Origin of the sequence: Psychrobium sp. MM17-31, from assembly GCF_022347785.1 — a bacterium.
Lineage (GTDB): Bacteria > Pseudomonadota > Gammaproteobacteria > Enterobacterales > Psychrobiaceae > Psychrobium.
Window position 1 is genome coordinate 421,110 of record NZ_JAKRGA010000001.1, and the last position, 12,561, is coordinate 433,670.

13 protein-coding genes are annotated in these 12,561 nt (G+C 37.4%); 2 read left to right on the forward strand and 11 right to left on the reverse strand.

Annotated elements, in window-relative coordinates:
- Window positions 1-5: 5 nt before the first annotated feature.
- From MHM98_RS01840 to MHM98_RS01890, 11 genes are read right to left on the reverse strand one after another with little or no spacing between them, the layout of a single operon-like run.
- On the reverse strand, window positions 6-965 hold the full coding sequence (locus MHM98_RS01840; protein ID WP_239437482.1) for a glycosyltransferase family A protein: 960 nt from the start codon (window positions 963-965) through the stop codon (window positions 6-8).
- Complete coding sequence (locus MHM98_RS01845) at window positions 952-1,974, reverse strand: glycosyltransferase family 2 protein (RefSeq protein WP_239437484.1); 1,023 nt, start codon at window positions 1,972-1,974, stop codon at window positions 952-954. Before MHM98_RS01845 ends, MHM98_RS01840 begins: the two co-directional genes overlap by 14 nt.
- Entirely contained in the window at window positions 1,961-3,151 is a 1,191-nt protein-coding gene (locus MHM98_RS01850; RefSeq protein ID WP_239437485.1) for an acyl-CoA reductase, read from the reverse strand. Before MHM98_RS01850 ends, MHM98_RS01845 begins: the two co-directional genes overlap by 14 nt.
- On the reverse strand, window positions 3,096-4,172 hold the full coding sequence (locus MHM98_RS01855; protein ID WP_239437487.1) for an acyl-protein synthetase: 1,077 nt from the start codon (window positions 4,170-4,172) through the stop codon (window positions 3,096-3,098). The genes MHM98_RS01850 and MHM98_RS01855 overlap by 56 nt, the downstream gene beginning before the upstream one ends.
- Window positions 4,162-5,523, reverse strand: coding sequence for an AMP-binding protein (locus MHM98_RS01860; RefSeq protein WP_239437489.1), 1,362 nt, complete (start codon window positions 5,521-5,523; stop codon window positions 4,162-4,164). The genes MHM98_RS01855 and MHM98_RS01860 overlap by 11 nt, the downstream gene beginning before the upstream one ends.
- Window positions 5,523-6,248: an SDR family NAD(P)-dependent oxidoreductase gene (locus tag MHM98_RS01865; RefSeq protein ID WP_239437490.1), complete on the reverse strand. Its 726-nt coding sequence runs from the start codon at window positions 6,246-6,248 to the stop codon at window positions 5,523-5,525. Before MHM98_RS01865 ends, MHM98_RS01860 begins: the two co-directional genes overlap by 1 nt.
- Window positions 6,241-6,492: an acyl carrier protein gene (locus MHM98_RS01870; RefSeq protein ID WP_239437491.1), complete on the reverse strand. Its 252-nt coding sequence runs from the start codon at window positions 6,490-6,492 to the stop codon at window positions 6,241-6,243. Before MHM98_RS01870 ends, MHM98_RS01865 begins: the two co-directional genes overlap by 8 nt.
- Window positions 6,489-7,013: a GNAT family N-acetyltransferase gene (locus MHM98_RS01875; RefSeq protein WP_239437492.1), complete on the reverse strand. Its 525-nt coding sequence runs from the start codon at window positions 7,011-7,013 to the stop codon at window positions 6,489-6,491. The genes MHM98_RS01870 and MHM98_RS01875 overlap by 4 nt, the downstream gene beginning before the upstream one ends.
- Window positions 7,014-7,970, reverse strand: coding sequence for a hypothetical protein (locus MHM98_RS01880; RefSeq protein ID WP_239437493.1), 957 nt, complete (start codon window positions 7,968-7,970; stop codon window positions 7,014-7,016). It abuts the gene before it with no gap.
- 1 nt (window position 7,971) lies between these two features.
- The gene (pseI, locus tag MHM98_RS01885; protein ID WP_239437495.1) at window positions 7,972-9,021 is read right to left on the reverse strand and encodes a pseudaminic acid synthase; all 1,050 of its coding nucleotides are present in this window, start codon (window positions 9,019-9,021) and stop codon (window positions 7,972-7,974) included.
- Window positions 9,022-9,029: 8 nt separating this feature from the next.
- Window positions 9,030-11,525 carry a 6-hydroxymethylpterin diphosphokinase MptE-like protein gene (locus tag MHM98_RS01890; RefSeq protein WP_239437496.1) on the reverse strand — a complete coding sequence of 832 codons (2,496 nt, stop codon included), beginning with the start codon at window positions 11,523-11,525 and terminating at the stop codon, window positions 9,030-9,032.
- A 270-nt stretch (window positions 11,526-11,795) separates the two neighbouring features.
- Here MHM98_RS01890 and fliS point away from each other — a divergent pair, with 270 nt between their 5' ends.
- Together fliS and MHM98_RS01900 are read left to right on the forward strand one after the other, a co-directional pair.
- Window positions 11,796-12,197 (forward strand): flagellar export chaperone FliS, encoded by a 402-nt coding sequence (gene fliS, locus MHM98_RS01895; RefSeq protein WP_239437497.1) that lies wholly within the window; start codon window positions 11,796-11,798, stop codon window positions 12,195-12,197.
- Window positions 12,197-12,526, forward strand: coding sequence for a hypothetical protein (locus MHM98_RS01900; RefSeq protein ID WP_239437498.1), 330 nt, complete (start codon window positions 12,197-12,199; stop codon window positions 12,524-12,526). Before fliS ends, MHM98_RS01900 begins: the two co-directional genes overlap by 1 nt.
- The last annotated feature ends 35 nt before the right edge of the window (window positions 12,527-12,561 follow it).

Genomic DNA, 12,561 nt, shown 5'->3' on the forward strand with positions numbered 1-12,561 from the left:
TTGTTTTATCGATAACTCATAATTTTTCGGCACATTTGTGGGCTGATTTGCAATAAAAAAATTCCCCAATACTTGAGTGGCATACTGAAACGCCTTAGTTTTACAGCGCAACGAAGATTTTTTTTGAAGAGCTCTATGTTGTTAGCTCTTAAATAATAAAGACTCGCAGAGAAGTACTCTCCCGCGATCCCTTTTCTCAAGGATTGACTATCAACACTATGGCTCTCACTCATTATGTTTCTTGCCAAGATCATATCTATTTTGCACTGTTCACGTCTCTCAACGGAAAACTTAGTTAACCCAGTACTGCCACTATCGCGAATCCGATAACAACTCAGTGGATATTTCAACACAATGCCGCGATTTGCAGACGCCATTAACTGCAGATTACGCAAATAGTCGTCAATAACTCGAATCTCAGGACAGACAGAAACATTTTGAATTAAAGATGCGCGAAAGGATATTGAACTAGGTAGGATAAAACTCCCCAATTCAATTAAATCTTCAAACCGAAATCCATCTTTAAATTTTCCAAAATGATAATGTTCGGAATAATGCTGCCCTGCTAATGGAATATCTTGCTCGTCAACTTTTGACAATTCACAGCACACCAAATCGATCTCACTATTAGCTTCTAATTCTGCTAACGTTCTCTCAATCCTGTTAGATAACATTAAATCATCGCCGTCTAAATGCACGACATAATCAGTATCAACTCTGCGATACAGATCAATAACATTTGCGGCAGTCCCCACATTTTGTTTTCTATAGACTACATCTAGATTCGAATAGCGTTGCTCCAATTGTTGTAGAATTTCACAGCTATTATCACTTGAACAATCGTCCCCGACGAGAACTTTAAATTTAAATCGAGTTTGTTGGGTAAGAGCGCTAAGAACCGCCTCTTCAATATATTCTTGTAAATTAAAACAAGTAATAACGACCGTGCATTTATATTTGCTCACGCCAGAGTCGCTCCCCAATAAAACAAAATTGTCTATGCTCTTTGAAGTGAGCCAAATATACTTCCTTTCCGTAGTCCTCATCTTCACACTTCATACATGAATTTAAAAGTAATTCACGAAAAACCAAATACTCATCAGGTAAAGTTTCAAGCACAAATTTAATTTTTTCGCTGTATTGAGTGAGGACAGATAAATCGTCAATAGTTATCGTCGATTTATTAGACACTCTTAAAAATTCAGTAACTAACGAGGTTGAAATATAACTAGCTTTCTCTTTACAAATATGGCTATTTATTAAAGCAGCTAATATCTTTGCCTTATCTTTTAATTGCTTTTCAGCATGGCTATGACAGATGGAATGATCATGAAGATTGTAATAGTAAAGAACCTCTGGCACATTTAAAAAGCTAATATCTCGGTTAAATATCATTCTAGAGAACAATTCAAAATCTTCGACATAGTCTGCCGACAAGTTATATCGAAATTCTCGTAGTAACGAAGTAGATGTCATAATAGCCGCGTGACATACAGGGGTTTTCCCTAGGAGTAACAAAATTTTTGAGAAATTGCTATCGACTCTATAGTGCCAAATAGCTTTGGATTTATTTGTCGTTTGAACCCAACTACCGCAAATTGTTCTTTCGCTCTTTCCCTCTAACCAGGCGAGCTGCCGCTCAAATCGATTTGGAGCGACAATATCATCTGCGTCCATTCTTGCGACTAAAGGAGTCTCAACACAATCTATAAGTTCATTTAACGAACCTATCAGACCTTTATTTTTTCTACTAATTACCTTTATACGACTATCTTTTAATTGATATTCATTAATGATTTCTAATGTATTATCGATGGAGCCATCATTTAAAATCAAAAATACAAAGTTCCGATAAGATTGATTTAAAATACTTTCTATAGCTGCTGCGATGTACTCTTCAGCATTATAAGCAGGCATAATAACGGATAAAATCGGCTGGTGCTGATTGGATTCTGAAATATTAATGACTGACACAGAATTGCTCCAATAGATTCATCCCATCCCAGTGATGAGAAAATTCATGCATTTTTTCCATCGGTACTAAACGACAAAAATCGAGATTTGTATACAAGGGTAAAACCTCATCTCGTTCCAATCCATAAAGCCCTAACGTTTGAAACTTATCATAATGACTAAACATCACCGTTCGAAACTCTTTCTCGTTACAGCTAATAAACAAGCCTTGACCACTATGCATTTTCAATAACTGAGTTATTGAATTTATGGGAGATTCTACAATATTTAACCGATAAAATGGGTCCGAATAAATAGCCTGACTATCATTGGCAAATGAAAAATCCAAACTCAGTTTTTTAGCAATAATATTAGAAACCGATAACGGTAACTCGATATCCGAATCTAAAACGGTACAAACTCTTTGTTTAGCCTGTGCGATATCATTTTCATCACCAAACCAAATGATCATCTTTGGAGAAGTACAAGCTTGTTGTTCGAAAGCTAGGCCTGTTCTTAATAGTTGCGAAACAAATCTCTCTGGAGCATTCTTAACCTTTAGTGCGCTAACCGCACATGCGGAATATTTGGTATGAAAATGAACATCATGAGCACCACTCTTTAACTTGGTTTTTGATAATTTAGCAACTGTATCATCGCCTCCCCAAATAGCTCGAATGTCACAAAGTTCAGCCAATTCTAAATTGATACTCTCTTCATGTTTATAAGAGAAAAATAACTGTCCCTTGCCTAATTCATTGAACTGCTGTGATTTAAAAAGAAGCTCTATATCTTTCAATAGTATTAGTGTTGTCGCTTGTGCACGTTGGGAAATTCTAACTAAGTTTTTATTCCCTAGTAGAAAAGAAAGAGCCCATGAATAGGCAAATATTGTGTCAACATTACTCGGTGCGATATGAAATACGGTGCCGGCTCTTTGAACCTGTTCAATACGAGAAAATTCTTCCTTCATTCTTTGTAGATTACTTTTTCGCAGCCAAAACCCTAATGCCGCAATCTCGCTATTATCACTTTTTACCCATTTCCTTGAAAGTGCTATCAAAGCGCTCATGACATCCGTAGAAAATGCTTCGTGATAACTCGATAAATGTAATTGATTTATAATTGAACTATCAAATGACTTAACCTTCATAGGTATTACTGCATCCCTTGTTTTGAGCGTTTTTAATGCGGCCATATACTTTAAAGTATCGACCGTTTTTCCCACAAGGACAGTCATCTTCGCCCAATAATTTTCCAAGATCTTCAGTCAATAGATTATGACCTGGATAACTAAGTGGCAACATAGACATCACCTGAATTATTCCCTTTTCTAATTTACCCAACACTCCTAACGTTTTCTGGCATCGAATAACCACATTATTAAAATTCGAGCAATGTAAGTGGCCATATTCGCATTCCACAAAAATAGAGCCAGTTTGTTCAACCATGCCATAAAAATTGTGCACTTTTACATAACCAAGCACGCTAGCTAATCGCCGCTTAAATTCGGAATCTGTCACCTTCTCTTGTTCTAGCTTTTTCCAGCCCCCTGAGTGCAATAACACTGCATCCATAAAATCAAAAGACACCCCCATTTTACCCAAAGCTGATGTAAAATAACGCCAAACCATAAACGTAAAACCAAAAATTAACACGCGTTGGTGTTTATACTTTTCGTAAAACTGCTTAACAATATCTAAATTTAGTGACATATCCTCATTTAAGGCGTAGTGATGGTCACGCCCCATTAACGCGACTCCTTGAACTCCAGCACCTCGCGCTGAAAATTCAAGTCGGTTTTTTATTAAATTTCGAGGTTCAATAATAAGCATTGGTAATCGCTTTATTGAAGTGAAAGGTTGAAGCGTTTTGACTAATGCCTTAGCTTGTAGTCTTGCTGTCATGCCATCAAGCTCAATACGCGATAAACTTGCCCCCGAAGTACCAGAGGACGTTAATGTTTTAATCTTATCCTCCGCTATAATCGAGCTCAAATTCATCGTCTTGAATAATTGACTACTAATATAAGGGTATGATTCCAGAGAACTAGCTAAGGGACTTTGGCAAATATTAGCTATAATGTTGCCATATGGTGGACAGTGCTGCTTATGATGCTCATTTAAAAAGCGTAATTGTTCTGCTTGCCATTTGTTCTTGTCATTTGACCTAAGGCTATAAGGTTCCAATTCGAATAGTTCGTCTATATTATTCATCATAAGCACGCTCTATACATTGATAGTCAATCTTTCCCGACGAAGTTCGAGGCCATTCTTGCAATTGAATAAAACGAACATGAGTATGAAATACATTTACTTCAGAGCGTAATAGTTTCAATATATCTTGCTGTGATACTTGCGATTTTATTGCGATAATTAGCCTTCCAGCAGATTCGCCGACTTTAACATCGAATTCATTCTGATTTAGTAATTCTTCAATACCATCTAGGTCGACTCGTTGATGTGATACTTTGCAAAAACGATTACTCCGCCCAGTGATATAAAAATATCCTTCATCATCAAAATACCCTAAATCACCTGTATTAAGCTCTTCAATATGAGGAAAATAAGCTAAATCAGTAACTTCAGTTGAGTATCCCAACATTACGTTAGGGCCTTTGTAACAAATTTCGCCGATGATAAAAGGGTCTTGTATGAGCGCATTATTTGAATCTCTAACCACCAAACGACCATTAGGAATTGCCTGTCCAACACTATTTTTCTTTTCAAAAACTTTATCAGAGGATAGACAGCTTATTCTTGCGGTAGCCTCTGTCTGCCCATACATTTTAAAAAAGGATAAATCATTTCTCTCTGCCCACTCACAGAGGTAGTCGCACATTTCCTCAGGAAGTCGCCCTCCCGCCTGAGTAACTACCTTTAATTTGGGAAGCGTTTTCGAGGCAATACGAAGTCGTTTAAATATTTCAAAATGAAAAGGAACTCCTGAAATACTAGTGATATTGCTACGACTCATTAATTCCCAGAATTGAGAAGTTAGTGGTGACGAAACTGTTAACTGTACAGATGCGCCGGAAATCAGATAAGAATTGAGTATCGATAAACCAAAAGAATAATGTAAAGGAAGATTAGTTATAGTCCGACTATTTTTATCAATCTTTAGCACTAGGCTAATAGATTCTGCATTGCTAAGAATATTGTCATAGGATAAAGCAACAAACTTTGACGACCCTGTAGAGCCCGATGTACTAAGTAAGAGAGCGAGATTATCCGCTAGAATATGCCTTTGACTAGAGATTTCCTTCAACACGCCGTCATAAATATAATTGACACAATATGAATTCGCTATGTTCAAACATTTTGAATCATCCATATTTGCGTCAATCAATAACATTACATGATTGTGTTTGAGGCAAAAGAGATACAGTGAAATAGCGCGCAAATCACATGTAATTTTGAATAATATTAAGCACCTAATACGGCCAAGTTTCGACTCCCATCTCTCTATCTCCAGTGCTAAGTCTTTATATGTAATCTGATTTCCACTTTCCTCTATTAGAGCAATATCAGGGAAGTTGTTCGAAGAAATAAATGGAAAACTAGTTCGCATTACAGTGACCATCCTCCGTCAATTTTTAACACCTCTCCCGTCACAAAACGACTCTCATTACTCAGTAAATAAGCGCATGCTTGTGCCACATCTTTTGGGGAAATTAGTTTGCCCAGTGGAATTTCACTTTCAGTTTTCTCTTTTATCTCTTCCGACAGTTGCGCATAAAGCTGAGTATCAACTGCACCAGGTGCGACTGCATTTACCCTCACATTATAAGTCGCTAATTCAAGTGCCATGGTTTTAGTAATTGACTCCACTGCTGCTTTCGTTGCGCTGTAAATTAACTGCCCTTTGACTGCATTAGTTGCTAAAATAGAACTCATATTCACTATACTACCGCCCTTTTTAGACATTAATCTGCTTGCAAACTGACTCATAGAAACGATTGAATACACGTTGGTCGAAAAATTGTCTTCAAAAGTTTCTCTATTCACTAGCTGAAGTGGCGCTTGAGACATAACACCAGCATTATTAACTAATCCAGTCAGCCCCCCTGCTTTTTTCAGCCTGATAAAAACCTCTTTAATCGCCAACTGCTCATTAACATCAAAACACTCAATAGAAATATTCGAAGAATAATGACGCAACTCTTCCAATCTCTGAATATTTCTACCGCAAGCTATCACTGATGCTCCCAAATCAGCCACTAGTTTTGCGATTTCTCTGCCAATTCCTTCACTAGCACCTGTAATTAGAATTCGTTGTCCAATCAAACTAATCAATTGAAAACCCAATTCCATATTTAATTAAAATTTCTCTAGACTTACCAACACTATTCATATCGATAATGTCATCCGTATCCAGCATCACATCAAATTCATCCTCTAGTTCCGCAATTAACGTCATATGTGCAGTGGAATCCCACTGCTCAATTGAGTTATACATCAATCCATCATTCACTAGATGTTCGTCAATGTTTAATGCGCTTGAAAAAACCTGAACTAGTTTTTTATTGTTAATACTCATCGAATAAACCTTATGATTTTCTTTTTTTCTCTTTCATAATTAGAACTTGATAACTGCATGTAAACTATTCCAGCATCAATATGACTAACTTCATATCCAAATAGCCTGTTATAACGCAACGCTGCATTATTTTCCTCAAGGACTTGTGCAAAAACTCGATCGACATTTAGAACATTGAAACAATAATCCAATAAAGCAAGACCTAAACACTGGGCCAGAAAAGTTCCCCTGTATTGGGCGTCTCCAATATACAAACCAGTGTTTAATTTATTTGTATCTCTAAGCTGTTTTACATTGGCATATCCAACACAATTCCCCTTGTAATCAACACTAAAATGAATTTCATCTACCTTTCTATCAAGAGACGAAAACCAATCAAGTTGTTGTTGTTCTGAAATAACTGACTGATCGAGCATGAAACTTCGAATTTCATCGCTATTACGCCACTTTCGAAGTTTATTTAGGTCGGCTATTTCTATTGGCCGTAACGTCATTTTATAAGCAGTGTAACTTTTTTGCATTTAACCCTCTTTCTTCATGAGGTAATCATAAATACATTGCGCAACTCTCTTTGCACCATTTCCATCAACAATATTACAAAGACCATCAATATTAGATTCCATTTTATCAACAGCTTCAATCCAACAAACAATATTATTAAGTAAGTCAATATCCTCTTTACTACCTGATTCAAAATAACCTGTTTGCTTAAGAACCGTCATAGCTGGACGCTGATTACTCGCAATTTCAATCATATAGCTAGGAACCCCCATGTAAGCTAACTCAAACACTGTTCCACCGCCAGCAGTAATTGCACTTTTGGCGCACGCCATTAACGTTTCTATATTCCCGACGTTTTCGTAAACTTTAATACCATTTCGCTCACAAAAGCTAAGGATGAATTCTTTATCTTGACAGCCTGGACCAATCACGACATCTAAACGACATGATATTGTAGGAAATTGGGATAAATGTTGACAAATAGGTAACGTCAATCCGCCAAAATCACTTCCTCCCATAACGAGTAATATTCTATTTCGGCGACTATATTCATTACGACAAGCATGCTTAAATTGTTGCCTCAGTATCGCATAGTCAAAGCCAAGTAAACATTTTTGAAAGTTTATCCGCTCATAATCATTTCTATCGATCGGGTTCACGACTGCTGTGGCTTTAAAAATACCTCGATTATTTTCGTCATCTAATACCACAGTAGGCACACGGGAAAAATAATAATTAAGCTGCGCGGAATCTTCGCTATAACTATCAACGATAAGAAGCTCAGTAGATATTGGTAATGTGTCATCAATTCTATAATCAATGACTCGGTAATGATGAGAAATATCAAGATCAATAGCACCCCATAAAGTCACTGAAAATCTAAATTTCTCTAATTGCTCCGCAATTGCCAAACAGCGAATGAGATGGCCAGCACCAGTTGTAACTGTTGCATCAACTCTAATAACAATGGATTTCATATCAAACAATATGTTCCCATTGTATTGATTGACCATACATTAAATCCGATTTAGCGGCTTTACCAATGACGTTATCCAAATACTTAGGTTCCAATCCATTCGCAGGACGCAGTACAGATACATGATCTTTAGTGATGATCTCGCCTTTCTTCAAATTCTTTGTCACATAGATTGACCTTCTGTACCTCTTAGAATCACGTTCGGATTCACTACCACCATAGACAATTTCTCCCATGGCTTGATAGCTATTCTTCAATTCTTGAACGAGTAGTTGAAACTCTTTAGGTTCTAGCGAAAATTCAGCATCTACTCCACCGGCCCGTCTATCGAGTACAAAATGTTTTTCAATAACCTTCGCGCCAATAGCACTAGCGCTTATAGCCACACCAATTCCCTTAGTGTGATCCGATAACCCAACTTCACAACCAAAAGCGGATTTCATATGTGCAATAGTGTTTAGATTTGAATCCTGCGGTTTTGCTGGGTATGCGCTGGTACACTTTAGTAGCAGTATTTTCTCGCAACCATAATCTCTAAGGCAGCGTACAGCTTCCTCAATCTCAGATAATGTAGCCATTCCCGTTGATAAAATCACCGGCTTACCTGTCTTAGCAACATGTTTTAGCAAAGGTAAATCTGTGCATTCAAAGGAGGCGATTTTATAACACGGAACATTTAATGACTCTAAAAAATCGACCGATGTCTTATCAAATGGTGAGCTAAATGCATACAAACCTAGTTCTCTAGCTCGAGAGAATATCTCTTCATGCCATTCCCAAGGGGTAGCCGCACGCTGGTATAATGCAAATAGTGACTCTCCTTGCCACAAATTATCATGTTCTTTAATCACAAAACGGTCTAGTTCACAGTCCAGCGTCATTGTTTCGGCTTTATAAGTCTGCAATTTTATTGCGTCAACCCCTGCATTAGCAGCCTCTTCAACCATTTGTAACGCAGTATCCAAACACTGATTGTGATTGCCTGATAATTCTGCGATAACAAAGGGGCTGGCACTATTATCCAGCTCAAAAACGGATTCTAATTTATTCATTCTATTTACTACTTAGTTGCTTCACTACCAACGTGTTGTTCAAGCTTTTGTACCATCTCTGTAGCGATGCGATGCTCGGAATCTAAAGACAGAACAAACTGAAACGCCATTAGCGCACTTTCAAAAGCCGCGATATCAATAAGAATGCTGCCAAGCTCTAACCAGCCATCAATGTCCTGTTTAAAAACCTCAAGATACGTTGAATAAGCATCCACAGCTTCATCTTTTAATCCATGATGAGCTAGTAATTGCCCATATAAACGATTTAATCCAAGGTTGTTAGTGACTAATGAGTTTAGAAGTTGCATTGCTTTTTCATATTGCTCACAAGCAACCAATACATCTACAAACTGTTCCCGATCCCATTGAGAAAGCACTGACTCATCAGCACATTCAAATAATTCTGCAGCCTGACTATATTTACTATCCCAAAAGGCACCGTGTGCCAATGCCAGATTTTTAAGATTTTTAACTTTGATAGGATCTTCTTTTGATCTTGACAAAAACTCAATCACGGCAGTTAATCCTTCTCGATCTTTGTTTTTAGCAAGCTCACGAATCTTATTATCGACTCCCTCTAATCCATGCTTTAATTGCGCATACGCATCGACAATGCTTTGATCATATTCTTGATGCTGCTCTTTCATCGCAACTAATCCGTTACGTTCGTCAGGACTTAATTCTCTATCTCGCTTTAGCAATAGAACTTCTGCCACTCTATATTCGTCGTGCTGACAAAAGTAATCAGTTACTAACTCAACATTCATTGGTTTCTTGTACGCGTGAATTGCCACTTCAATTCGTTCTCGTGCTGGATTTAATAATGTTTTTAATTGTTTAACGCCATTAACGTAAGCTTGATAATAATTGATATTACGCTGTGCTAAATCTTGATTAGATAGAGAGGACGCACTTCCGCCGATTAAAATTTTAGCAAAGTCTTTAAATGCTAATGTTTTAAGAAGCTTATCCAAGTAACCAAAGGACTGCTTTATTTTCCGTTCAACTTTTTCTATTTTTTTACGATGAACAATGGATTGCTTTTCGCTAGTATTTTCTAAATAAGCTATGTTTGTCGCATCAATCGCTTCTTTTGCTAAAGAATCTATTACATTCAAATCCTTCGAAACCTTGATAAACTCACTATTTAATTGATTCAAATCTCGTCTTATATCATTTGTTGAAACACTAGGAATTAAGCATCCAATGGTTTCTTTCGGCGAAAATTCAAAATTAGCCAAATCAAATTCTGAAGTATGTTTATATTCAACAAAATCTAACTTAAGTGCATTTTTAGAAAGATTATAGACATTAACCCCTTTGTCTTTCGCGTATTTAGCATGTTTTGACAAGTAATTAGCGGTCAAAATTAGAGGAATTATCGTTTCCGCTTTATGGCCAGCGTAAGTCTCGAGCCATTGGCTTTCCCTGCTTATATCAATTTCTCTCTCAGACTCAAAGCTGCCACTTGCGTGTGTCGATCCATCTGTGCCATAGCACATATCGACCCCAGCTAGTAAAACCTCAGCACATCCCATATCTACTGCTGCAATCAATGCTGCGTTTACCACTGTAGGTCCTTCGGTAAAATGAGGTTCTGGGTTCAGTTTACTATCCCATGGAACACGATTTCCAAGATAAGCACTCCTCCCCTTCCACTGAGACATTAACCTTGGAATAACGTGATAAGAAGTCAAGAATGTCACATTGGAGGGAAAGTTATAGAGCTCTTTACTCACGTTATAGCTAATTTGTTGAGGGTCAAGCGCAATTACGATATCCGGCACTAAGCCTACTTCTTGAAGTTTTCGACTTATTCTCGAAACAGCAATAATCAAAAGTTTATCTTTGTTCTCAGTAACCCACGGTAAGCAATCGTCAAGCGAGGGCCCACCACCCAATACAATACATGTTTTAGATTCGAACGCCCCGTTGAGCAGTTGAGCTGAGTTGAAGTTAAACGGAGCGTTCTTTAATTGACACTCTATAAACTCGCGATTTCCAAGCGCTGCACTATTCTCATATACCTTATTTCTATAAATAAAGTTTAATCGCAGTTTTAATTGATGATAAAGCTCACTTCTTCCAGCTCTAATTGCACTGCTATAATGAAGCAGTACCGCTTCATTATAGAAATATGCTGCGGCGGTTTCGTGATCAAATCCTTGCTCCCATTCTTCCGCCGTGCAGAACTTTAAAACCTGTTGCCACTCGTCATTCAACTCAGGACGAATAAGCTCAATATACTCAGAACATTCAACAAACAAATAAACAGAGTTTTTCGGGATCCCTTCATTGACGATATGCTCAATCAATAAGCCAGAATCTGTGCCTGCCACAACGTGATAGCTATCTTCCTTCCAGAAGTTTTCAGATAACAGTTGGTTATAGTGCTCTTTAGCACTTTGATTAGCGAATGTGTCGCCATTAATCGAATACAAAAATTGATTTCCAAATTCATTCGACAAAATTGGTTCGTCAATGACAGTTTGTTGCGATGACATAGCAATCCCTAAATTAAATCGTCAATAAAAAGAGCATACGCCTTTTATGCACAATTGATACCTATTTAGCCCTTTAAGATTATCGATGATTTCTGTTTGCACTTTAATTGAACAGTAACTAATTGCATCGGGCATGTTAATTGCTGAGACAGCCAACGTATTACACGCGTCAATTGTTTGTTACGCGCCAAAATAAATTTAACAATAGATAGCAAGGCCTTCCGTGCTTAGGTATTATGAAGTTCTTATATCAATTGAAATGGATATAACATGAGTAGACTTTCAATAAATAAATATAAACAAAACAGTATTTCTGGTAGTGCAGAAAATCCGCATCAGTTGGTATCGGCAATTTTTCGTCAATTGCTTGGCAACGTTGCCGCAGCAAAAGGAGCTATTGCCCAAAAAGATATCGAACAGCGCAATTCACTGATCAATAAAGCGACATCATTGATCGCAGTGTTAGAAGATTCGCTAGATTTTGAAAATGGTGGCGAAGTTTCAAATAATTTAGCTTCACTATATGAGTATTGTTCAATTTTATTGTTTAAAGCCAATATTGAAAATGATGCAGAAAAATTAGAAGAGGTTATTCAGATTATTTTGCCAATAAAATCAGCTTGGGATCAAATTCCATCCGAAGAGCGCACTAAAGTAGGTTTTAGTAATTAATGTCGACGCTTAAAGAAGATTTGCAAGCTATCATCGAGCTGACTCAATCAATGTTGCATGAGCTTGAGCAACTGCCACGGCCAATCTGCGAAGCTTCACAGATAGAGGCGATCAATCCACTTAACCGTGACAGAGACGTTTTAATTTCACAGCTATTTAAAAATTACACGCAAGATGAACTCGCGACAATTCCTCAAGACTTAGCAAAATTTGCCGCAGTTGATAACCAACTTATCGATATAGCAAATTCTCTAAAACAACAGATGTCACAACAAGTGCTCAATCAGAAAAAAAATACCAAAGCCGCTAAGGCATATAAATCGCCATAAAAAAAGCGGCTTACGCCGCTTTTATAAACTAATAC